Annotated in this window: 23 protein-coding genes, 1 pseudogene and 1 riboswitch; of the genes and pseudogenes, 19 read left to right on the top strand and 5 right to left on the bottom strand. The window is 34.4% G+C overall.

Annotated elements, in window-relative coordinates; all coding sequences use genetic code 11:
- Positions 1–276: 276 nt before the first annotated feature.
- Positions 277–669 (bottom strand): VOC family protein, encoded by a 393-nt coding sequence (locus tag KPL75_RS02235; RefSeq protein ID WP_002146799.1) that lies wholly within the window; start codon positions 667–669, stop codon positions 277–279.
- 111 nt (positions 670–780) lie between these two features.
- On the opposite strand from KPL75_RS02235, the gene KPL75_RS02230 reads away from it, so the two are divergent.
- Together KPL75_RS02230 and KPL75_RS02225 are read left to right on the top strand one after the other, a co-directional pair.
- Positions 781–3090 (top strand): AAA domain-containing protein, encoded by a 2310-nt coding sequence (locus KPL75_RS02230; protein ID WP_219919233.1) that lies wholly within the window; start codon positions 781–783, stop codon positions 3088–3090.
- Positions 3091–3165: 75 nt separating this feature from the next.
- Positions 3166–3270: riboswitch (SAM riboswitch) on the top strand.
- Positions 3271–3360: 90 nt separating this feature from the next.
- The gene (locus KPL75_RS02225) at positions 3361–4566 is read left to right on the top strand and encodes a M20 family metallopeptidase (RefSeq protein ID WP_219919232.1); all 1206 of its coding nucleotides are present in this window, start codon (positions 3361–3363) and stop codon (positions 4564–4566) included.
- Positions 4567–4709: 143 nt separating this feature from the next.
- On the opposite strand, the gene KPL75_RS02220 is transcribed toward KPL75_RS02225, so the two are convergent.
- On the bottom strand, positions 4710–5150 hold the full coding sequence (locus KPL75_RS02220) for an Lrp/AsnC family transcriptional regulator (RefSeq protein WP_219919231.1): 441 nt from the start codon (positions 5148–5150) through the stop codon (positions 4710–4712).
- A gap of 167 nt (positions 5151–5317) precedes the next feature.
- On the opposite strand from KPL75_RS02220, the gene KPL75_RS02215 reads away from it, so the two are divergent.
- The 16 genes and pseudogenes from KPL75_RS02215 to KPL75_RS02140 all read left to right on the top strand — a co-directional run bounded on the left by KPL75_RS02215 (position 5318) and on the right by KPL75_RS02140 (position 19485).
- On the top strand, positions 5318–6082 hold the full coding sequence (locus KPL75_RS02215; RefSeq protein WP_219919230.1) for an SDR family oxidoreductase: 765 nt from the start codon (positions 5318–5320) through the stop codon (positions 6080–6082).
- A 277-nt stretch (positions 6083–6359) separates the two neighbouring features.
- Positions 6360–6665, top strand: coding sequence for an arsenical resistance operon transcriptional regulator ArsR (gene arsR / locus KPL75_RS02210; protein WP_219919229.1), 306 nt, complete (start codon positions 6360–6362; stop codon positions 6663–6665).
- A gap of 60 nt (positions 6666–6725) precedes the next feature.
- Entirely contained in the window at positions 6726–7163 is a 438-nt protein-coding gene (locus KPL75_RS02205) for an ArsI/CadI family heavy metal resistance metalloenzyme (protein WP_002146806.1), read from the top strand.
- A gap of 18 nt (positions 7164–7181) precedes the next feature.
- The gene (gene arsB, locus KPL75_RS02200; protein ID WP_219919228.1) at positions 7182–8228 is read left to right on the top strand and encodes an ACR3 family arsenite efflux transporter; all 1047 of its coding nucleotides are present in this window, start codon (positions 7182–7184) and stop codon (positions 8226–8228) included.
- A 19-nt stretch (positions 8229–8247) separates the two neighbouring features.
- Complete coding sequence (arsC, locus tag KPL75_RS02195) at positions 8248–8652, top strand: arsenate reductase (thioredoxin) (RefSeq protein ID WP_219919227.1); 405 nt, start codon at positions 8248–8250, stop codon at positions 8650–8652.
- Between the two features lie 279 nt (positions 8653–8931).
- Positions 8932–9915, top strand: coding sequence for a phosphotransferase (locus KPL75_RS02190; protein WP_219919226.1), 984 nt, complete (start codon positions 8932–8934; stop codon positions 9913–9915).
- Positions 9916–9967: 52 nt separating this feature from the next.
- Complete coding sequence (locus tag KPL75_RS02185) at positions 9968–10567, top strand: DJ-1/PfpI family protein (protein ID WP_219919225.1); 600 nt, start codon at positions 9968–9970, stop codon at positions 10565–10567.
- A 477-nt stretch (positions 10568–11044) separates the two neighbouring features.
- Positions 11045–11794: a metal ABC transporter ATP-binding protein gene (locus tag KPL75_RS02180; RefSeq protein WP_219919224.1), complete on the top strand. Its 750-nt coding sequence runs from the start codon at positions 11045–11047 to the stop codon at positions 11792–11794.
- Positions 11791–12657, top strand: a complete 867-nt coding sequence (locus KPL75_RS02175) for a metal ABC transporter permease (RefSeq protein ID WP_219919223.1) — start codon at positions 11791–11793, stop codon at positions 12655–12657. The genes KPL75_RS02180 and KPL75_RS02175 overlap by 4 nt, the downstream gene beginning before the upstream one ends.
- A gap of 17 nt (positions 12658–12674) precedes the next feature.
- Positions 12675–13610: a manganese ABC transporter substrate-binding protein/adhesin MntA gene (mntA, locus tag KPL75_RS02170; RefSeq protein ID WP_219919222.1), complete on the top strand. Its 936-nt coding sequence runs from the start codon at positions 12675–12677 to the stop codon at positions 13608–13610.
- Positions 13611–13882: 272 nt separating this feature from the next.
- Positions 13883–14340: pseudogene (locus tag KPL75_RS02165) on the top strand (glycosyltransferase); the annotation flags it as partial.
- A 199-nt stretch (positions 14341–14539) separates the two neighbouring features.
- The gene (locus KPL75_RS02160) at positions 14540–15424 is read left to right on the top strand and encodes an alpha/beta fold hydrolase (RefSeq protein ID WP_219919221.1); all 885 of its coding nucleotides are present in this window, start codon (positions 14540–14542) and stop codon (positions 15422–15424) included.
- 195 nt (positions 15425–15619) lie between these two features.
- Complete coding sequence (menA, locus tag KPL75_RS02155; RefSeq protein WP_219919220.1) at positions 15620–16531, top strand: 1,4-dihydroxy-2-naphthoate polyprenyltransferase; 912 nt, start codon at positions 15620–15622, stop codon at positions 16529–16531.
- Between the two features lie 172 nt (positions 16532–16703).
- Complete coding sequence (locus KPL75_RS02150; protein ID WP_219919219.1) at positions 16704–17387, top strand: N-acetylmuramoyl-L-alanine amidase family protein; 684 nt, start codon at positions 16704–16706, stop codon at positions 17385–17387.
- 314 nt (positions 17388–17701) lie between these two features.
- Positions 17702–18544, top strand: a complete 843-nt coding sequence (locus tag KPL75_RS02145; protein WP_219919218.1) for a polysaccharide deacetylase family protein — start codon at positions 17702–17704, stop codon at positions 18542–18544.
- A gap of 230 nt (positions 18545–18774) precedes the next feature.
- Positions 18775–19485 (top strand): alpha/beta hydrolase, encoded by a 711-nt coding sequence (locus KPL75_RS02140; protein ID WP_219919217.1) that lies wholly within the window; start codon positions 18775–18777, stop codon positions 19483–19485.
- 115 nt (positions 19486–19600) lie between these two features.
- On the opposite strand, the gene KPL75_RS02135 is transcribed toward KPL75_RS02140, so the two are convergent.
- Entirely contained in the window at positions 19601–19966 is a 366-nt protein-coding gene (locus KPL75_RS02135) for a YxeA family protein (protein WP_219919216.1), read from the bottom strand.
- A gap of 181 nt (positions 19967–20147) precedes the next feature.
- Between KPL75_RS02135 and KPL75_RS02130 the strand changes: the two genes are divergently transcribed.
- Positions 20148–20390 (top strand): DUF6262 family protein, encoded by a 243-nt coding sequence (locus KPL75_RS02130; RefSeq protein ID WP_258237004.1) that lies wholly within the window; start codon positions 20148–20150, stop codon positions 20388–20390.
- A gap of 303 nt (positions 20391–20693) precedes the next feature.
- Here KPL75_RS02130 and KPL75_RS02125 read toward each other — a convergent pair whose 3' ends face one another.
- On the bottom strand, positions 20694–21509 hold the full coding sequence (locus KPL75_RS02125; protein WP_219919215.1) for a sulfotransferase family 2 domain-containing protein: 816 nt from the start codon (positions 21507–21509) through the stop codon (positions 20694–20696).
- A gap of 45 nt (positions 21510–21554) precedes the next feature.
- Positions 21555–22325, bottom strand: coding sequence for a sulfite exporter TauE/SafE family protein (locus tag KPL75_RS02120; protein ID WP_219919214.1), 771 nt, complete (start codon positions 22323–22325; stop codon positions 21555–21557).
- Positions 22326–22427: the final 102 nt, after the last annotated feature.

Genomic DNA, 22427 nt, shown 5'->3' with positions numbered 1-22427 from the left:
TAGCTTCAGAATAAAGATTGATTAGAAAACTCTCTTCAATCCTTATTTAAAAGTAAATACAAAAACTCCATTTTGAAAAAGAGTGATCAAAATGGAGTTATTCTTTTTAGCTATATATAAGATTTTTATAAAAAAATTGATTACATAAACAGGGCTCACCACATCGCATCAAGCTAAGGGGCTAAGAGGGTGTATGTGAGTGTGATTGTTTGAGATTTTTACCACTACACTAAAGATATGCATAACAAATAAATCGATCAAAATCCCGATCCTTTTCTATCTCTCCGTCTCAAAAAACTCAATCCACTCTCCATCAGGACCAGCGAAGAATATGTAACGTGTTCCATCTGGTAATGTCTCGATTTCTTCTCCTAGTAAAAATGTTACTTCGTGTTTTCTTAGTCTTTCAATTTCATCTTCTAATGAATCTACCTTAAAGCAAATGTGATGTACTTTTCCTTCTGCTGGAAGGGAAGAGTTGTAGCCTTCAATTAATTCGAGTATCGTTTCCTTCGATTCTTCTACACCTAAAAAAGCGAGTTTTAAGTTTGGGTTAGGGTGTCCCATACGTTTAATAAGCTGTAAACCGACTACTTCTTCGTAAAATGAAATAGATGTCTCTAAGTTTGCAACCATAAGTCCTACGTGTTCAATTCTTCTAACTGGCATGTGTACTCCTTCTTTCTGAAAATTATATATAAAATAATATTGAATATTGAGAAAATAAGCAAGATAAAAACCTTACAAATTTTAGCGTGTTATATGGTATAGTGAGAAAGTATGTTTGGGGAGAAGGAAGGAGATTATACTATGAATACACCTACTCAAACTCCTTCATTATCGGAAGCGATGAAAGAGTGGCACTATGCATTAGCATATGAAATTAAACATTGGAAAACGATAGGTGGTAGTAAAATTTCTATCATTAACGGTCGTTTTTTATATACAGATTATGAAAATACAGTGTATGTATTTCAGCTTATTTCGGAAGTAAGCTTACCTGAAGGTTCACCAATTCGAATTGAGTTCGATGGTGAGGAAGCGACAGGGGAAGTATTATCTGTACACGGATTAGAAATAGAGCTGAAGTTAAATGATTATATACAAGGCGAAATACGAGAAGCGGTTTTATATAGTGAACCGTGGCAACTTTTAGAGCAACTACAAGAGAGATTGAAAGAAGCGCGTAAAGATAAGCTGAAACGTAATCGTATAAAGCGTCTTGTTGATGGGACGAGTAGTCCGAAGCATATTGAGAAGATGAAAAATACGAAAAATGAATTAGCGTATCGCTCGTTTTATAATCCGACAACGTACGTATGGGGACCGCCTGGCACAGGGAAGTCTTACAATTTATCGCGTATTATTTCTGCTCATTATCAAAAAGGGAAATCGGTACTTGTATTAGCTCATAGTAATGCGGCAGTGGACGTATTAATGAGTGAAGTAACGAAGCAAATTGAAAAGAAAAAGAAATGGACGCCTGGCGAAATTGTTCGTTACGGTTATAGTCAACATGAACATATACGAAATCATGAAACGTTACTTGCATCGAAGTTAGTAGAAACGACGAACGGATCATGGGGTGAGGAAAGACTCTACTTAGAAGAAACACGCCAAGATCTTCGTGAAAAAATTCTATCGTATAAGGCGACGTCTTCTGATAAGAAGCGTATGCAAGAAATAGAAGGTGAACTTCGAAAGCAAAAAGCGAAAATTAAAGAAGTAGAAAAAGAATATATTGAAAATGCGAAAGTAATTGGTGCGACTTTATCAAAATGTGCAATTGATGCGCTTATTTATGAGCGTACATTTGATTTAGTTGTCGTAGATGAAGTAAGTATGGCATATGTTCCTCAAATTGCATTAGCTGCTTCTCTTGGGAAACGTATCGTCGTTTGTGGTGACTTTTTACAATTGCCTCCTATTGCGATGGCGAACCATGAACTCGTTCGAAAATGGCTCGGCGAAGATATGTTTTATCATGCCGGAATTGTTGATTCTGTAAATAAATCAGAAGCACATCCCAACCTTTTTATGTTGCAGGAACAAAGGCGTATGCATGCGGACATATCGAAGTTTACAAACTCATTTATTTATAAAAATAGAGTATACGATCATCCATCTGTTTCAGAGCGTAAAGAACTTGCACAGTTGCAGCCGTTCGCAAATGAGGCGAGTGTTTTATTTGATACGAGCTCAATGGGAGCTTTTTCGTTAAAAGATGCTGCTTCGGGTTCTCGTTTTAATATTATGTCTGGTTTAGTAGCGATGCAAATGATGTTAATCGGACTGCTAGACGGTGTGCAATCTATCGGTGTGGTTACGCCTTATAGGGCACAGTCACGCTTTTTATCGACGTGTATTAGAGAAATGTTGCAGAAAACGAAATATCAACACATACCAGTATTAGCGGCAACAGTTCATAAGTTTCAAGGTTCTGAAAGAGATATGATGATCTTTGATACAGTTGATAGTTATCCGCAAGAACGACCTGGTGTGTTATTCTTTGACCATAAAAACCATCGTCTCGTCAATGTAGCAGTAACGAGAGCGAGAGGGAAGTTCATTCAATTATCGGATTGCCATTATATGCGTAAAAATCTTTCGAGAAAACAAGCGTTATCACAATTAACAGCTCATATAGAACGTCACGGAGATGTGTATGATCGCACGACATCAAGACAATTATGGGAGAGAAAAATATCGAAACGATTACGCTGGTTTATGGAAATGAATCTTGAAGAAACGAAAGGGCTATTAAAAGATATTTTAGCCGCAAAACGAAAAATCATTATTTCACTTCCAAGTACGAAGCAAGTAGATAAACGAGTATGGCAAGCGTTAATGCGTACAAATGCGCAAATAACGGTTTATAGTGATGGACCAGTTCCATTAAAAAACGTAAAGTTACAAAGACAAAATAAAGCATTCCCATTTGTATTAATTGATGATGAAATCTTTTGGGCAGGGGCACCGCTCACATCTCAAATGATGTTTGAAGGTAGTACGGAATTTCCATATATATGTGCAAGACTGCAAGCACCTGAGACAATTGGTGTATTAAAAGGATTTTTAGATATTCGGTAAATTCGGATAGGAATTCCTTGACTTTTAGTTGAAATGAACTTAGAATGAAAATAATTTAATATAATTTTATGAAAATTCTTATCACGAGAGGTTGAGGGACTGGCCCTATGACACCTCGGCAGCGGATTCTGTATGAATACTGTGCCAATTCCAGCAAGCGTACGACTTGAAAGATAAGAAAGAAGCTCATTTTTGAATGTATATTTCAAAGCCTCTTTCTATCTTTTAGAAAGAGGCTTTTTTACGTGAAAATAAGAGGAGGAAGAAAAAATGGGAGCGACAGGGATAACGTCACAAAGAAAAACAATTGAAGAGAGTATAGAAAGAAATAAGGAAAAGTACATACAAACAAGTCACGACATTCATGCGAATCCGGAGATTGGTAATCAAGAATTTTATGCATCAAGAACGTTAAGCTTATTACTAGGTAGTGCAGGATTTCAGTTACAGCACAATATAGCAGGTCATGAAACAGGTTTTATCGCACGGAAAAGTTCAGGAAAAAAAGGACCAGTTATCGCATTTTTAGCTGAGTATGATGCTTTACCAGGACTCGGTCATGCGTGTGGTCACAATTTAATTGGCACAATTAGCGTTGCGGCAGCAATCGCATTATCAGAAACGCTTGAAGAAATTGGGGGAGAAGTTGTCGTATTCGGGACGCCAGCAGAGGAAGGCGGACAAAATGGTAGCGCAAAATCGAGTTATGTAAAAGCTGGTTTATTTAAAAACATTGATGCGGCGCTTATGATTCATCCGAGCGGAAAAACAGCGGCGACGAGTCCTTCACTAGCAGTCGATCCACTTGATTTTCATTTTTACGGAAAAACAGCTCACGCCGCGGCTTCACCAGAAGAAGGGATTAACGCATTAGATGCGGTAATTCAGCTCTATAACGGTATTAACGCACTTCGCCAACAACTTCCGTCAGATGTGAGAATTCATGGTGTCATTACTGAGGGCGGAAAAGCACCTAATATTATTCCTGACTATGCAGCAGCAAGGTTTTTCATCCGCGCAGCAACGAGAAAAAGATGTGCAGAAGTAACAGAAAAAGTAAGAAACATCGCACAAGGTGCTGCATTAGCAACAGGCACGAAAGTGAAAATTCATCAATTCCAAAATGAAATCGATGAATTGCTCGTAACAAAAACATATAACGACATCGTAGCGGAAGAACTAGAGTTATTAGGTGAAGATGTAAACCGTAAAGAAAGAGTAGGAATCGGGTCAACAGACGCAGGAAACGTAAGCCAAGTCGTACCGACAATTCATCCGTACATTAAAATCGGCCCAGATGACTTAATCGCACATACGAATGAATTTAGAGAAGCAGCTCGTTCAGAACTAGGAGACAAAGCGTTAATTACATCGGCAAAAGCATTAGCGAATACAGCGTATCGATTAATTACGGAAGAAGGGCTGTTAGAGGGGGTGAAGGAGGAATTTAGGGAGGCGCAGAGGAATCAGGGATAGGGAAGAAGGAGAATTATACCCGGTATTTTTTAGTAGGAAATTGAATGGAAAAAGAACCAGCCTATGGCTGGTTTTATTATATTATAAAAGAATTTTCCGCATAAACTTGATATCTGCTACTCCTCTACTTTAGTACCCTCTTACTAGAACGACAATTTCTCCTCAAATTCACTCTTTAAAACAATTAAAGGAGACGATAATCCAAATTGCATTAAAGAGTCTAAAAATGCAGCGAGAGAATCCATCGAATCGCTCATGACCTTCATCATATAATTAAACTCCCCGCTAATTCGATATAAATCTGTTACTTCAGGAGCAGCATTACAAAATTGGATAAAATCAGAGCATTGGCTTGTTTTGAACATAATGAATGCTTGGATGTTTTTATTAATTTTGGAAGGTTCAAATTTCGTTCGGTAAGCCGCTATAACCCCTTGATCTTCAAGCTTGTTAATTCGTTCTTTTACAGCAGGCTGCGTCATTGATATAATTCGTCCTATTTCTGAAACAGAGATTCTCGCATTTTTATATAGCAAGTTCATAATTTTATGATCGATTTCATCCAGTTTTACTGCGTTTTGCATTGTGTAGCCTCCTCATTGTGTTTTCTAAAGTAAATCACAAATTATAACTATAATATCATAAGTGAACGAACTAAATTACCTGTAAATCTATATTTAAAATTATTGGTATTTGAATAAAAATATAAGTGTAGGATTTATTAAACGGAAATTTAGGGAGGATGGAAAAAATGAAAAATCTTGATGGGAAAGTAGCGTTAGTAACAGGAGCGAGTCGCGGCATTGGCCGTGCCATTGCAATGAGATTGGCGAAAGACGGTGCATTAGTTGCGATTCACTATGGACGAAATAAAACAGCTGCAGATGAAACGATTAGAGAAATTGAATTTAATGGAGGGAAAGCATTCTTAATTGAAGCTGAGCTTAATTCAATTGATGGTGTCAAAAAGCTAGTAGAACAATTAAAGAATGAATTACAAACAAGAGTTGGTACATCAGAGATTGATATTTTAGTAAACAATGCAGGCATAGGTACACAAGGAACGATTGAAAATACGACAGAAGAAGTTTTTGATGAAATTATGGCCGTAAATATGAAGGCACCGTTCTTTTTAATTCAGCAAACATTACCGCTTCTACGAGAACAAGGACGTATTATTAACATTTCATCAGCCGAAGTACGGCTTGGTTTTACGGGATCAATTGCATACGGTTTAAGTAAAGGTGCGCTTAATACGATGACTCTTCCTCTAGCTAAACATCTTGGAGAAAGAGGTATAACAGTGAATACAATTATGCCGGGATATACGAAGACAGATATTAATACGAAATTGCTAGATAATCCAGAAATACGAAATTTTGCTACGAATTCATCTGTTTTCGGGCGAATAGGGCAAGTTGAAGATATTGCAGATGCAGTAGCGTTCCTTGCTTCTTCTGATAGTCGCTGGGTAACAGGGCAAATTTTAGATGTTTCTGGAGGGTTTTGTTTATAGAAAAGGGGGGAGCTTCATAACCATCAGCTTTAGATTTCGTATTTTATTAGTTTGATAGTTATGGAGCACTACCGTTTGGAAATAAATCAAATTACGATATGAACCATAATTTTTCCATTTCGGGAAGGCTACGGTTCTTTTTATTTGTAGAAAATTTATGATAGGAGAAAAGGTTTGTATATTAATCAAAAAAACTTGATTAATAAGTTGCATAAAAGATTAATAGTCGTATATACTATAAACATCAAAAAAACTTGATGAAAGGGAGTGAATTATAGTGGCACAAGATTTTCAGCTATTTGAGAAAAAGTTTAAAGCATTGGCTGATCAGAAACGTTTAGAGATTATGTATGAACTTTGCCAGCGAGGACAGACGTGTGTATGTGATTTAACAGAGATTTTTGAAATGACACAATCTAAGTTGTCATATCATTTGAAGATTTTATTAGATGCTGGTTTAATTGTAAAAGAAACAAAAGGTACGTGGAGTTATTATGATTTAAATGATGCGGAAGTCAATAATTTATTATCAGAAGAATTGTGCTGTATCTTTAGAAAAACAGGAAAAGGTAGTTGCTGTTAAAATTTTGATCTATTAATCAAAAAAAATTGATTAATGATAATTAAAGGGGATAATTGAACCATGAGATATGCTCATGTCGGTATAAACGTTACGAATTTAGAGAAGTCTATTGAATTTTACGAGAAGGTATTTGGTGTATCACCAGTTAAACTGAAAACGGATTATGCAAAATTTTTATTAGAGACGCCAGGACTTAATTTCACGCTGAACGTACGAGATGAAGTGAATGGAAATCAGGTAAATCATTTCGGTTTCCAAGTGGATACAGCTGAAGAAATTATATTACATAAAGCAAGATTAGAAAAAGAAGGTTTCTTTGCGCGTGATGAGATGGATACGACTTGTTGCTATGCAGTGCAAGATAAGTTTTGGGTAACGGATCCTGATGGGAATGAGTGGGAATTCTTTTATACAAAAGCAGATAGTGATGTTCATAAAATTGAAGAGTCATCTTGTTGCACGACTTCTAATGAGGTAGATAAAAATTCTTGTTGTTAATAGGAGATGGAAAATAAAATGAAACGTTTATCTTTTCTAGATCGATATTTAACACTATGGATCTTTCTAGCTATGGCTGTTGGGATTGGTTTAGGGTTTGTGTTTCCTAGTGTAGTAGACGGTCTGAATACATTACAAGTTGGCACGACGTCTATTCCGCTTGCTGTTGGTTTAATTGTAATGATGTACCCACCATTGGCGAAAGTTCGTTATGAGGAAATGGGGCGGGTATTTAAAGATGTAAAAGTGTTAGTTTTATCTTTAGTACAAAACTGGATTATTGGTCCGGTACTTATGTTTGTTTTAGCCATTATTTTTCTTCCTGATAAACCAGAATATATGGTCGGACTCATTATGATTGGGTTAGCACGTTGCATTGCAATGGTAATTGTTTGGAACGATCTAGCTGATGGTGATAAAGAATATGCAGCTGGTTTAGTTGCTTTTAATTCGGTATTCCAAATGTTATTTTTCTCGGTTTATGCATACGTGTTTGTAACAGTAATCCCGGAATGGTTAGGAATTGAAGGGGCTATTGTTAGTATTACAATGGCAGAAGTTGCGAAATCAGTATTTATCTATTTAGGAATCCCTTTTATTGCAGGTATGTTGACACGATTTGTATTCGTAAAGTTAAAAGGAAGACAGTGGTATGAAAAGGTGTTTATACCTAAGATTAGTCCACTTACGCTAATTGCATTGCTATTTACGATCATCGTTATGTTCTCTTTAAAAGGGGAAATGATTATTAGTGTACCATTTGATGTAGTAAGAATAGCAATTCCGTTATTCATTTATTTTATTGTGATGTTTTTTGTTTCTTTCTTTATGGGAAAAAAAATTGGTGCAAACTATCCGGTGACAACAACGTTAGCATTTACAGCAGGTAGCAATAACTTTGAATTAGCGATTGCTGTAGCAGTTGGTGTGTTCGGTATTCATTCAGGTGCGGCATTCGCAGCCGTTATCGGACCGTTAGTTGAAGTACCTGTAATGATTGCACTTGTAAACGTTGCTTTTTGGTTTAAGCGTAAATACTTTAATGACCAACCAATAAAAAGTTAAAACAAAGGTGGAAAACAACATGGAAAACAAAAAGACAATTTACTTTTTATGCACAGGAAATTCATGCCGAAGCCAAATGGCAGAAGCTTGGGGAAAACAATACTTAGGAGATAAGTGGCATGTATATTCTGCAGGTATTGAAGCACATGGAGTGAATCCAAATGCTATGAAAGCAATGAATGAAGTAAATATCGACATAACAAATCAAACATCAGATGTGATTGATTCAAATATTTTAAATAATGCTGATTTAGTCGTTACTCTTTGTAGTCACGCAGATTCTGTTTGTCCTTCGACACCTCCGCACGTTCATCGTGTTCACTGGGGATTTGATGATCCGGCAGGAAAAGAGTGGTCTGAGTTTCAACGTGTTCGCAATGAAATCGGTGAACGGATTAAACGATTTTCTGAAACAGGTGAATAAATAAAAGAAAGAGTCAATCTTCTATTGTATAGGGGATTGGCTCTTTTTTCTATACATAGTCACTACTGCATTGGTTTACAACAACTATCTCAACGAATGCAGAATATTATGTAAGAATGATATAGTTAGAATGGTAGTCTGCCTCTATTAAATTTATATATAGAAAAAAACACTATTGGTAATTAACGATGAATAAAATTTTGGTTTTTAGAGTAATCGAGATAGTAATCATAAAAAATAGCGTGTAATAACAATTTTTTCACATGAAAGGAAAAAAGGATGAAACACATAATAAAAGACTTATTAATGAATTATTTTAAAGAAATTCATTCACTAGCAGTGGAAGAAGAGTTACATAAAGATAGTTGGAATACGGATCTGCATTATAAAATAATGGTAAATGGAAAGCGGTATTCCGCAAGGTTTATAAATAGCAAGCGAACAATTAATCCAGCTTTTGGGGCGTTATCAAACGAACAACTGAAAGAGCAAGTACGGTATACGTATTATTTACGCAAGCAGGGGATTCCTTTTATGCAAATTAACAAGAATAGGGCAGGAGATTCATTTACGTTTTTCACTTGGAATGATAAACAGTACCGATTTGTATTGTCTAATTGGATTGAAGGAGAACATATTACACTTTGTACAGAAGCTATCGCAGAAGCATTTGGAAAGGAAGCAAGAAAGATTCAAGATATTTCTAGTGCATTTCAAAGTTCGATTTTTCAAAAGAAATCTCATTTGGATGGGTATGCCCAGTTTATTAATATGTTAGAAAGTAAGGCAAGCGTATGTAAGGAATTGCGGGAGTATATAGATCTTGCTAAATATCATATAGAGTGCGCATATACGAGTGAATTAGAGTTTATCGTACAAACAGACTTAAATCCTTTGAATGTTTTATGGTGCTCAAGTCAACAGGTAAAAGGAATTGTAGATTTTGAATCTATTAGTTATGTTGACCGTATTGAAGGGTTAGCCTTTTTAATAAAGTGGTATTCCCGAACAGAAGGAATACAGTCTCATGAAGTATGTTCAAGTGTTGCTAGGGCATTTTTAGAAGGGTATAAGGCTTATAATATTGTAAACTCAAATGATTATAAGAGACTTTCTTCATTATTATGGTTATCCGGTAGTTTGAATTGGAATTTTGTGAAGAAAACGTTAAGTGTGTTAGATGATGAGAGAGGGTTAGAGGAACATTTGAAAGTTTATAGAGTAAGGGGAGAAAGTTTGGCTTCATTGTTAATTTGTAGATAACATTTTTTCTCCTTTGGGATTTATAAAACAAAACATATGAGGTGTTCTAAAAATGAAAATACAAATTGTATTGTTTGACGGCTTCGGAGAGCTTGTTTCCTTTGCGCCTTTTGAGGTATTGAGAAGAGCGATAGAAGAAGGGGCTCCATTTACGGTTGAATTCGTATCAAGTGAACCGAAGCATGAGGTTACTACTTCGTTTGGAGTTACGGTTAAACTACATGATTTTTTACGAATGGATAATCGTCCAGATTTGTTAATTGTACCTGGTGGTGGCTGGAATCATAAAGCTGAACGTGGGGCGAGAAAGCAAGCAGAGATTGGAACTTTGACCAAAATGATTAGAGAGATGCACAAAGCAGGAACTATTGTTGCTGGAGTTTGTACAGGAGGTATGCTACTAGCTGCCGCTGGGATATTGGATGGTAAAAAGGCGACGATGCACCATTTGGCGCAGAGCGAAATCAGTGAATACGGGGCAGAGCTTCTTCGTTACAGAATTGTGGATCAAGGGAATATTATCACTGCAAGAGGAGTCACTTCAGGACTTGATTTGGGACTCTGGATCACGGAAAGGTTCGCAAGCTCTAAAATTGCAGCTGCCGTTGAGTATAGAATGGAATACGAGAGGCGAGGTGTTGTTTGGGGGTAATTTGAATTCTTTTTTATTAGCTTAATCATAGTTTTTTGCTGTAGACCGCATTGGGTATTCTCAAACGGAAGAAATATAGTTCAACTATTGCTAGGGTATTTTTCATAATATTTTAACCTTAAATGATTATTAAAGATTGTCTTCATTGATAAGTAGAGAAAGAGCCAACTCATACGAGTAGGTTCTTTCGTTTATATACTATAGTGCTAACTTTTCACAGTAATATCCTTTTTAGAAAATCATAGAATGGATAATGTATTTTGTTTAATAGTGATAATGATTTTATTATATATTTATAAATTCGTAAAAATTAGTTTACAAATTTGCATCCAGCTTATATAATTTGACTCATGTAAAAAAGTTTCCTTAGGGAAACTTAGGCGTGAATTTACATTCATATTATATTTTTTTGTTCGAAAGTTGCCTTTACGCAAAATAATTATATTAACGAAAAAAAGAAGGGGGAATACATAAAAAATGAGTGAGGCTATAATCGTCAAAGATTTGTTTGTATCCTATCAAGGGAATCAAGTAGTTCAAAACGTTTCCTTTGAAATTGAAAAAGGAAAACTCGTTGGAATTATTGGTCCAAACGGTGCGGGGAAATCTACTTTAATGAAAGCTGTTTTAGATTTAATCCCAAGTGATAAGGGATATGTTCGAATTCTTGGAGAGGATATTCGAAGCGCTAGAAAACATGTTGCATATGTACCGCAAAGAAGTGATATAGATTGGGATTTCCCGATCACAGTTATAGATGTCGTACTAATTGGAACGTATCCATCTTTAGGGATGATGAAAAGGCCGAAGAAAGAGCATCGGGATTGGGCGTTTGAATGTTTAAAAAAGGTCGGAATGGAAGAGTTTAAAAATCGTCAAATTGGTGAGCTTTCAGGTGGACAACAACAACGTGTCTTTTTGGCGAGAGCTTTAGCACAAAAGGCGGAGATATTCTTTTTAGATGAACCGTTTGTTGGAATTGATGTAACGAGTGAAGAGACAATCATTACAATTCTGAGAGAATTACGTAAAGAAGGAAAAACGATTGTCGTTGTACATCATGATTTAAGTAAAGCAGAATCGTATTTTGATAAATTACTATTATTGAATAAAAGCTTAATTCATTACGGAGAAGTACGACAAGTATTAGAACCAACCGTTATGTCAAAGGCATATGTAAATCAAGGAATATTGTCTAATAATGCAGCGGAGGTACATTCATCATGAAGATTGTAGAATTTATAGATGCATTAACGCAGTACAGTTTTCTGCAGAAGGCGTTATTAACTTCCGTTATGGTAGGAATTATTTGTGGTGTCATTGGATGTTTTATTATTTTACGAGGTATGGCATTAATGGGTGATGCCATTTCCCATGCCGTTCTTCCAGGAGTAGCGCTTTCTTATATGATTGGAATGAATTATTTCATAGGAGCGGTTTTAACAGGCGTTATTACTGCAGTTGGAATTGGTTTTGTAAGTCAAAATAGTCGCATTAAACATGATATGGCGATAGGAATTATGTTTACATCTGTATTCGCTGTAGGGATTATTTTAATTACTTTTATGAAGAGTAGTTCTGATTTATATCATATTTTATTCGGGAACGTTCTATCGGTTCGTTCGTCTGATATGTGGATGACACTTATTACCGGAGTGGTCATTATTGGCCTTGTAATGTTATTTTACAAAGAATTACTCGTATCCACTTTTGATCCAACGATGGCGCAAAGTTATGGGTTGCCGAATAAATGGATTCATTACGGCTTAATGATTCTTCTTACAATGGTTACAGTTGCTTCACTTCAAACTGTTGGAATTATTCTAGTTGTCGCTATGCTTATCACACCAGCGGCTACAGCGTATTTATTAACAAACCGTTTATGGGTCATGATTTATTTAGCGGCAGGCATTGGTGCACTTTCATCTGTAGTAGGGCTATATTTTAGTTTCTCTTATAATCTTGCTTCAGGTGCAACAATTGTTCTTGTTGCAACATTCTTATTCGGATTGGCATTCTTTTTCTCACCGTCACAAGGGTTGTTTTGGAGAGCTATAAAAATTAGAAAAAATAGAGCAGAGTTGTCATAATTGATTGGAGGATAAAGATGAAATTAAAAAATGTTTTATTTTCGATACTTTGTATTTTCGTATTTGCATTAACAGCGTGTTCTAGTAACACAAATGGAAAAGAAGAGGGCAGTGGCAAATTAAAAGTTGTAACTACATACTCAATTATATACGATATGGTGAAGCAAATTGGTGGAGATAAAGTTGAGATTCATAGTCTTGTTCCAATTGGAGCTAACCCGCACGAATATGATCCACTACCAAAAGATGTTATGAAAATGACAGATGCAGATATGGTGTTTTACAATGGGTTAAACTTAGAAGAGGGCGGAGCATGGTTTGAAAAACTATTGAAAACTGCAAATAAATCAGAGAAAGATGCACCTGTTTATAAAGTAAGTGAAGGTGTAGAGCCTATTTATTTAGAAACAAAAGGATTAGAAAAAGAACCAGACCCGCATGCATGGATGAATATTAAAAATGGTATTTTATATGCTGAAAATGTGAAGAAGGCATTAATTAAAGAAGATCCTAAAAACAAAGAGCTCTATACTAAAAATGCCGACAAGTATGTAGCAGAACTTCAAAAATTACATGATGAAACGGTGAACAGAATTCATCAAATACCTGAGGAAAAGCGTTTCTTAATCTCTAGTGAAGGTGCTTTTAAATACTTTGGAAAAGCATATGACATTAAGACGGGATACATTTGGGAAATTAACTCAGAAAATCAAGGTACTCCAGATCAAATTAGAGATGTTGTAAGTTTAATTCAAACAAATAAAGTTCCAGCATTATTTGTAGAAACAAGTGTAGATCGACGTAGCATGGAAACTGTTTCAAAAGAAACAAACGTACCGATTGCAGGTACAATTTTTACAGACTCACTAGGTAAATCAGGTGAGGATGGAGATACTTACTTGAAAATGATGAAATGGAATATAGATACAATTATTAATGGGTTACAAAAATAAAATCTAGCTAGTGTAACTATTGAAGTTCTATAAGATCAGAAAGAGCCAACTCATGTGAATTGGCTCTTTCTTTTAAGTATCATGTTTATTAATAATTTGGCTGAATATATCTTAGTTATATTCGCTTCGTAACAGCTTCTAAAGAAGATGAAACAATATTACAAGAAGCATCACCTTCAAAAATCCCATTAGCCTGTAAAATGAGGGAAGTTCAACATAATGGACATAAACGGTGCTTATACATGTAAAGTAAGAGGTCACTAAAATGAATAAAGACTGCTAATATTGTAGGATTTGGTTGGGAGAATTTAAAGAATTATGAAAGATTAAAGGATAAAATACAACTCTTGCGCTTGCTAAGTATGAAGATGCGTTACAATTTTACGTATCTACTAAAATCAATATAAATTTACATCGTTCACCAAGTGATCAGGAATTGAATTGTAATTCTGTAAATATCCAAGCATATTCAGTAAATAATAGGACGTTTGAAATTAATGCCGTAGGTTCTTTTCAATTAACTGATATACGCCCAGATGTATCAAAGCATTATACACCAGATGTCGAAATAGAAACTTTTTATAGTGCATCGGAGTATTATTTGGAACATGTACAAGAAAGAAAACGTATAGCAAAAAATGGGCTGGATAGGACTTTGAAAAATCACACATATGATAAACGAATGCTACAATTATTAAACTATATTAATTTCATGGGCGTGAAGGTGTAGTCTAATTATTAACTTAAATATATTAGCATCGGTAAACATGAAGTTAAGCGTTTAGTGCTTTCAACTAGAGTTAACTCTCGCATTCTATAAAAATCATTTACGAAAAAGGAACTTGGATAATTTTGTCTAATTTATTCATTCTGAAAAAACAATTTCGTATTCGAACTAATTTACATCTAATAATTAGAGGAGATTAAAAATGAATCACTTTTTTGTAGAATTTGGCGAATATCAAGCAAGTGTTTGTGAATGGGGGGATAAAAGTAATCCTCAAATCATTTGTTTTCATGGTTTAGGAAGTACAAAATTAAGTTTTATAGAAATAGCGGAATTTTTAAAAGATAAATATCATATTGTATCGTTTGATCTACCTGGACATGGGAAAACACCAAATTTTGAGAAGGATGAAGATTACGGTGCATCCCATTTAGCAAATTGGGTAGTAGCATTACTTGAGCAGATAGGAAAAGAAACATTTCATATAGTAGCACATTCATGGGGAGCAAGCGTTGCACTTCACTTTGCGGCAGAACGTCCAGAAAAAGTGAATAAAATGGTTTTGTTAGATGGTGGTTATCATCATGGTGAAATGAATGCAGATTATTTTGCGAAGTTATATAAAGATGCGAAAGAAGGAGAGTGTCCACCGCGATCATTAGAAGAAGAAATCAACCATTATGAAAAAGATTTTGATGAATATATTTTTGATAGCAAAGAAGCATTCTTCCAATCAGAAAAACTGGCTTACAGCAGGTGGTCACCATTAATAGAACGTGCGGTTTATGACTTAATGCGAGAAGAAGATAGTAAAGTAAAATGGCATGCTACTGGCGATACCGCTAGAGGGGTAATTAAGTTTCAATATACGGTGTATAAAACATTGAAATCTCATAAAATTAAAAGCGATATTTTATTATTGTATTGTGATCTTCCCGATAATTATTTGAAAATAAGAGAATTGCAGATTGCGGAATTTAAGAAGCATATTGATATTACGACTAAGCTTTATAAAGATACAGGGCATTTAATGCATTGGGATAGACCAGAAGAGATTGCTGAGGATGTTTTAAATTGGTTGATATAAAGAAGGTCCGTTGTTCGAATGTGAGCAACGGACTTTCTTTTGAAAAACTTAATTCAAGAGTGATAAGGGGACAAGCAAGAGCATTAAAGTTCTATCGCCAATTCTTTTTTTGATATAATAGATGTGAAGCAGGAAATAGATAGAAAGATACTGCTAGTAATTTATACTTAAAATGTAGGGAGATTGAACAGAGTTATGGGGAATGAAAAAGAAATTAGTTCCGCTAAATTAATATGGAAGATGACGCGCCCACATACATTAACGGCGACGTTTTCTCCTGTAATATTAGGGACTGTGGCATCACTTTATGTTGCCGAGATTCATTGGCTTTTATTTATTGCGATGATGTTTGCATGTTTAGCATTGCAAATAGCAACGAATTTATTTAATGAGTACTATGATTTCAAACGTGGATTAGATACCGCTGATTCTGTTGGCATCGGTGGTGGAATTGTCCGTCATGGATTGAAACCAAAAAATGTTTTAACAGTTGCGCTTTTATTGTATGTAGTAGCAGCATTTATTGGAATTTATATTTGTATGAATAGCAGCTGGTGGTTAGTCGTCATTGGTTTAATTGGGATGGCGGTTGGCTATTTATATACAGGTGGTCCATTACCAATTGCGTACACTCCATTTGGAGAATTAGTTTCTGGATTGTTAATGGGGACATGTTTTGTACTCATTGCTTTCTTTATTCAAACGAATACTATAACGATTGAAAGTATATTGATTTCCATTCCAATTGGAATTTTAGTAGGTGCAATCAACATGTCGAATAACATCCGAGATATCGAAGAAGATATTAAAGGTGGAAGAAAGACGTTGGTAATCCTCCTTGGGAGAGAAAAAGCAGTGGTAACACTAGCTGTAGCTTTTTTAATTGCTTATTTATGGATTGCCGTAATTGTGTTGATGGGTTATATAAGCCCTTGGGCATTAGTTATGTTCCTAGGTTTGAAAAAGCCAATCTCTGCTATTCAAAGCTTCCAAAAAGGAGCAAAGGATCCCGGGTATATGCGCATCGCGATGAAATCAACAGCGATGACAAATACGATTTTTGGTTTCTTATTATCAGCAGGATTATTAATTAGTTATCTATTTTAAATAAAAAACTATTGTTAAATGACTAAACTCCAATTTCTTAATTTTAATATAGAGAAATTGGAGTTTTTATCATTTTTAAACAAAATCGACATTATCTGCACTTTATCTTTATCAGCATTCATTACTATTTTCATTAGAAACTGAATGAAAAGCTGATAAGGAGATTGTTAAAATGAAAAAAAGAGCGATATTGCTTTTATTTATTATATTAATAATGGGCACAGGAGTTAGTTTAATACATGCTAAGGGGCATAAAAATATATCACAAGAGGATTTACGATTAAGAGGAAAAACAATTGTAATTGATCCGGGGCATGGTGGAGGAGATAGAGGGACGAAAGGAAAGAAATTTGGAACGATTGAAAAAGATCTTAATTTAAAAGTAGCACAAAATATAAAGAAAGAATTAGAAGAAAGAACGGATGCAAAAGTTATATTGACACGTGAAAAGGATACTAGCTTACTTCCAGAAACAAAGCAAAAGGAAGAATTACAAGCTCGTGTCAAAGTAGTTAAAGACCATTCGGCGGATCTTTATATTAGCATTCATCATGATGCTTTTAAGGATACAAGTGTAAATGGAATAACAACTCATTATGGGGCTAATAAAAGAAAAGATAAAAAGTTAGCTAAAATCGTACAAGAAGCTATTTTTGATCAAAATATAGATAATCACGATAGAGGCATTCATGGAAGTGATTTTCTTGTCTTAAGAGAAAATCCTTCCCCGGCAATTTTAATTGAGCTAGGGTTTACATCTAATGCGAGTGATGAAAAAAGAATGAATTCAGAAGAATTCCAAACAAAATCGCAAAAGGGTATTGTGGATGGCATTATTAATTATTTTATTATGTAATAAAAGGGGCAAATAGAAAAATACTGTTCTTTCTAAATTTTAATTAGAAAGAGTAGTATTTTTTATTTTTGGTGTATACCCAGCTTTCAAATTTATGAATTACCTTAATGGTATTAGAGGGACAAATACTTTTCTAAAGAGTGAATACAATACGTTATTCTTTAACTGATTTCGACATTATCTGCATTTTGTCTTTATTTTTCTCTATTAATCTATTTATTGTAAATATCGGTTGAAACTAATGATTCAGTCGAGGAAAGGCTCAGCCTTATAAATAATTAATATGAAAATCAATAGGGAAGGATCGAAAAATAATGAAAGAATCACAAAATAAGAAAAAAACAAGTGTATTAACTAAGGTAATAATATCTCTAGGAGTTGTTTTGGCAACGACCTTTTTCACATTCTTTTTAATTGGAGAATGGAACTCTACCCCAGCGAAGGGAGTAGCTAAGGAAAGTATGAAACAAGTTAATACTCAACAACAAGAAAAGAAAAAGGAAACATCACCGGCAAAACAAAAAAGACCTGATGGAAAGCCAGTAGGAAAAGTTGTTTATTTAACATTTGATGACGGTCCTAGCGAATTGACTGGGAAATTTTTAGATGTACTAAAAGAGCAAAATGTTGCTTCGACATTTTTTATGCAAGGTAGCAATTTACAAAATACAGGTTTTCAGGAAAATGTAAAACGAGCAGTAAAAGAAGGACATTATATTGGTGCACATAGTATGACACATAATAGTGATAAGTTATACAAAAAAGGACAATTTGTACCAGAGATGAAAGAAACGTTAGATTTTATCCATAATATTACGGGTACAACTCCTAAACTAGTCCGTCCACCATATGGATCTGCACCAGGATTAAAGGGTGAGGAAATTCGTAATCAAATTGTAGAAGCTGGAATGAAAGTTTGGGATTGGACAATTGATTCAAATGATTGGAAATTAAAAGATAATCCAACTCAGATTATCGAAAATGTAAAGAAACAGACAACAGAAGAAGTAGAAGTTGTTTTAATGCATGAAAAGGCACAAACATTACAAGCTCTTCCTGAAATTATTAAATTTTATAAAGAGCAAGGGTATGAATTTGGGGTATATAATGATGAAGATCATTTTCGTCTAAACTTCCAGAAAGATCAACGTTTATAGTATAAACATAGTTATCTTAAAAAGGTGTTTTTTATTACTAAAGTAACAACTAAACTAAAGTCGATTTTCTATACGTTAAAGAAATCGGCTTTTTCTTTATAAAATTTTATTTTAAAACGGCATTTGAGGGCTCGTATTATTTTTTCTAAACTTATTAGTTAAGATTATTCGACAATCATATTAATAATAATTAAAGTATAGAATATACAGATCTTAGGGAGGTGATATATGTGAAGAAATGGATGAAAATTACTCTATACTCTTTACTAGGCTTCTTAATTGTAGGAAGTATTACTTTTTTGACTTGGTCTCAGTTTACTTATAAACCAACGAAAGAGGCTTTGGCTTTAGTTGATAATAAAAAAGATGAAGAGAATATAGTATTTGGACAGAAAGATGCTAAAGTAGGGATTGTTTTTTATCAAGGTGCTAAAGTAGAAGTTGAGTCTTATAGTTACTTGGGGGAAGCTCTTGCAAAAGATGGGCATTTTGTAGTAATGCCTAAGTTACCATTAAACTTAGCGATACTTGGAACAAATGTGGTAGACAGTATAATTGAAAAGTATCCTGAAGTTCAAAAATGGTATGTTGCTGGGCATTCAATGGGTGGAGCTATGATTTCTAGGTATGCCTTTCAACATGAAGAAAAGGTAGACGGTATTATTCTCTTAGGTTCTTATCCTGCAGATGATTTCTCTAACAAGCTGATGCCAATGCTATCAATTTATGGGGAAGTAGATGGCTTAGCCACTGTAGAAAAAATAATGAACAATAAAAAATTAATGTCAAAGAATACAACTATGCACATGATAAAAGGGGGGAATCATGCTAATTTCGGCATGTATGGCGAGCAAACAGGTGATAATGCTAGCTTAATTACGTCAAAAGCACAACAAGATGAAACAGTGAAAGTAATTGAAGAATGGTTATTAAAACAATGATAGCGAATGTAATAAATTTACCGAAAGGATTCTCCCACCCCAAGCATGTGTAGGAAGATAGCCTAACGGTAGGTGGGAGAGATAATAAAGAGCCAACTCGTACGAATTGGCTCTTTTATTTATTTGCTATCTCCAATTGTCCCCTTATTTTCTCCGGAATATCCTTTTCAGAAATAACATCGTAAGAATAGACATACTTTCCTTTCACATGAATCTTTAAGTAAGTTTTTCTTATGAAATCATTAGGAGTGTTAGTTCCTACTGTATATTCTTTCTCATTCCTTGATTCATCAACGCCTTTTAGTGAGTACATAGCTCTTCCTTTATGATGATAATCCGGAACGCCATATCCTTTCGCAATGGCGTATACATCTTTTTCTTCAGCAATCGGATTAAATCTGTCCAAATCCCCGCGTAATATGAAAGGTAGTAAGTATATAGGGAGGCCTATTCCTATTATGTAAAGTACAAATTTCTTCATGATTGTTTCTCCTTTTACGTATTTACGTTTTTCAGTATAGAAAAAACTTCTTATGAATATAGCGGGGAATTTCTTAAGTTTTTCTTAACAAAATTTTTAAAGTGTGGTTATTTTAACTAATGTTTTCATGGAAATACCTGACAAAAGAACGAATGCTCTTTTGTCAGGAGTGATAACCTTAGTGAAAGCGCAATATCGAGTGAATAAAATAATACAGTTAATGAGTAAAGAAGGACAAAAAATCAATTTTAATTCAGTTTCAGAAAAAGCACTTGTTTCTAAAGCATATTTATATAGAGAACCCTTAATTAGAAAAAAGATTGAAGAGTTACTTCAACAGCAAGAAGGAATGCATGATTTTAAAAAGACAAAAAAAGACATCCGATGCCTAAAAAGATGTAATCATAAAAACTTTGAAAAATAAAATCAACCATTCAAAACATAGGAACAAGTTATTAGAAAGTGAAAATGAGCATCTAAAAACACAACTAAAAAAAGAATTAGGAAAAGTATATGGAAATTTATGCCGCATTAACGGGCAGTAAAACTCCCACCTCAAAATTCAGGTGGAGCAAAGAAGTTAGGCGGGAGATCGACTGCCCGTAAACGCCCGATTGGTGAAGGCTAATAATCAGTGGGGGATGAACAAAACCCCCACTGATTAAAGTTTCACTTTATAAATAGGAAGAAAAATCGTATCATTTTTCAGATAACATACTTAACAGTACTAGGGTCTTTGCACACTTTTATGTTCAGAAAAAGAAGTTAAATCATAATTATACATAATAAAATCTTTTGCAAATATCTCTTGAACCAACTGAAGTGTTTCTGCGTCATAAAAACTATCATAAGTAGGTAATCGTGGGAAAAGAGGCTTGGTAATATCAGCTTCTGCATAAATCCCTTTGTAAATCATCTTGCTACTTTGATGATGCCAAGATTTTGATAATAGATCTAATGGTGATTTTTTAAATTTATACTCCTCTTCTAGTTTCGAAATTCCTGTGTTGAAACTTTCTAGATAAATATAGTTCGTAACAAATTCCTCTTCCCCTTGTATATATTGGTGGGTAAAGTGAGGATCTACTAGATCTAATTTGGTCATGTGTGCTTTTAAATAATACAAAAATAGTTTAAAGGAAATGGGTTTATTGCAGGTTTCGTCACCATACAGAAATAGTCGAATGGGCTTCCATGCGGGATGCTCAATATTTAGCGATGGAATCAGAGCAGCAAAAGAACTTACTGCTCTTCTATAAGGGTTTCTTACTAGTTTATACGTATTCTTTTCTTTTGCTTGTAATCCGTTGGCTAATTGTATTAAATGATCTGTAGAGTTTGTGTATACTTCATACTCATAATTATGAATAAAAGGGTCATAATTTATTGCTTCTTCAAATAAATTAATTTGATAAAAAAACCAGTTTGCTAGCGACGTACAACCACTTTTTTGGCTCCAAAATAAGATTAGAGGAAAATCTTTATGAAAATGAGGTACACGTCCTCGCTTAAGTATAAAATTATATAGTTCTGTATAATCCATTTTGAACCTCCATTCTTATATAACAAAAGTATAAAACGCTTTCAATTAAGAGGTGACTAACTTTAGTCCACTAATACAAATAATGATAGCTAGAAATATTTGAAGAGGTTTAACGGGGATTTTAGTGGAGCATTTACTACCAAGTATGACTCCTGGAATAGAACCGATAAGTAAATTAATTGTTAATATATAATCGACGTTTCCTAAATTCATATTTAATATGCTTGCCACAGTAACTAATATGAAAGCATGTGCAATATCTGTTCCTACTAATTCAGATGTTTTCATTTGATATAAATAGATCATTGCAATAGCAAATAAAGAACCAGAGCCAACCGAGGTAAGTCCAACGATAAAACCAAGTATAGCACCAATAAAAATAGTTAAATTCTTCTTTTGTTCTAAAGTTTGTTTTTGAAAATAATTTTGTGTAGATTCATTATAGAAAAAGGCTTTTATAAAAATAGAGATTGCTGCAAAGATTAAAACATAACCTAATACATATTTTATGATTCCCTCTCGATTGAAATGAAAAATTGGTAAAAAATGAATAGTTATTATTGCGATAACTGCACTAGGTATGCTCCCCATAGCTAGATATTTTACTAATCTAAAGTTTATAGTCTTCTGTTTCCAGTGTTGGGATATTCCAAACATTTTAGTGATAGAATTATATACTAGATCTGTTCCAACAGCGATGGAAGGACTTATACCTAATGTTAGGAGAAATGGAGTCAATAATGCTGCGCCTCCTATCCCTGTTACCCCCACTAATACCCCTATGATGAAACCCATCATTATAATAGAAACACTCATTATATTTTCCCTCCTATCCCGATGGCTCTTACTTATTCGTTACCATTTTTAAATAGCCGTTCAATACGGGAATTTATACGGGATATTTGGTGAAAATAAATT

The sequence above is a fragment of the Bacillus sp. NP247 genome (assembly GCF_018966865.1).
Taxonomy (GTDB): domain Bacteria; phylum Bacillota; class Bacilli; order Bacillales; family Bacillaceae_G; genus Bacillus_A.
Note: the sequence above shows the minus strand (reverse complement) of the source record. Positions and strands in the feature narration are given on the sequence as shown.

What these genes read in the sequence shown, in the direction of transcription:
- KPL75_RS02235 (WP_002146799.1), bottom strand. Translation starts at nt 669, where the DNA reads ATGCCAGTTAGAAGAATTGAACACGTAGGACTTATGGTTGCAAACTTA.
- KPL75_RS02230 (WP_219919233.1), top strand. Translation starts at nt 781, where the DNA reads ATGTTTGGGGAGAAGGAAGGAGATTATACTATGAATACACCTACTCAA.
- KPL75_RS02225 (WP_219919232.1), top strand. Translation starts at nt 3,361, where the DNA reads ATGGGAGCGACAGGGATAACGTCACAAAGAAAAACAATTGAAGAGAGT.
- KPL75_RS02220 (WP_219919231.1), bottom strand. Translation starts at nt 5,150, where the DNA reads ATGCAAAACGCAGTAAAACTGGATGAAATCGATCATAAAATTATGAAC.
- KPL75_RS02215 (WP_219919230.1), top strand. Translation starts at nt 5,318, where the DNA reads ATGAAAAATCTTGATGGGAAAGTAGCGTTAGTAACAGGAGCGAGTCGC.
- KPL75_RS02205 (WP_002146806.1), top strand. Translation starts at nt 6,726, where the DNA reads ATGAGATATGCTCATGTCGGTATAAACGTTACGAATTTAGAGAAGTCT.
- arsB (WP_219919228.1), top strand. Translation starts at nt 7,182, where the DNA reads ATGAAACGTTTATCTTTTCTAGATCGATATTTAACACTATGGATCTTT.
- arsC (WP_219919227.1), top strand. Translation starts at nt 8,248, where the DNA reads ATGGAAAACAAAAAGACAATTTACTTTTTATGCACAGGAAATTCATGC.
- KPL75_RS02190 (WP_219919226.1), top strand. Translation starts at nt 8,932, where the DNA reads ATGAAACACATAATAAAAGACTTATTAATGAATTATTTTAAAGAAATT.
- KPL75_RS02185 (WP_219919225.1), top strand. Translation starts at nt 9,968, where the DNA reads ATGAAAATACAAATTGTATTGTTTGACGGCTTCGGAGAGCTTGTTTCC.
- KPL75_RS02180 (WP_219919224.1), top strand. Translation starts at nt 11,045, where the DNA reads ATGAGTGAGGCTATAATCGTCAAAGATTTGTTTGTATCCTATCAAGGG.
- KPL75_RS02175 (WP_219919223.1), top strand. Translation starts at nt 11,791, where the DNA reads ATGAAGATTGTAGAATTTATAGATGCATTAACGCAGTACAGTTTTCTG.
- mntA (WP_219919222.1), top strand. Translation starts at nt 12,675, where the DNA reads ATGAAATTAAAAAATGTTTTATTTTCGATACTTTGTATTTTCGTATTT.
- KPL75_RS02160 (WP_219919221.1), top strand. Translation starts at nt 14,540, where the DNA reads ATGAATCACTTTTTTGTAGAATTTGGCGAATATCAAGCAAGTGTTTGT.
- menA (WP_219919220.1), top strand. Translation starts at nt 15,620, where the DNA reads ATGGGGAATGAAAAAGAAATTAGTTCCGCTAAATTAATATGGAAGATG.
- KPL75_RS02150 (WP_219919219.1), top strand. Translation starts at nt 16,704, where the DNA reads ATGAAAAAAAGAGCGATATTGCTTTTATTTATTATATTAATAATGGGC.
- KPL75_RS02145 (WP_219919218.1), top strand. Translation starts at nt 17,702, where the DNA reads ATGAAAGAATCACAAAATAAGAAAAAAACAAGTGTATTAACTAAGGTA.
- KPL75_RS02135 (WP_219919216.1), bottom strand. Translation starts at nt 19,966, where the DNA reads ATGAAGAAATTTGTACTTTACATAATAGGAATAGGCCTCCCTATATAC.
- KPL75_RS02125 (WP_219919215.1), bottom strand. Translation starts at nt 21,509, where the DNA reads ATGGATTATACAGAACTATATAATTTTATACTTAAGCGAGGACGTGTA.
- KPL75_RS02120 (WP_219919214.1), bottom strand. Translation starts at nt 22,325, where the DNA reads ATGAGTGTTTCTATTATAATGATGGGTTTCATCATAGGGGTATTAGTG.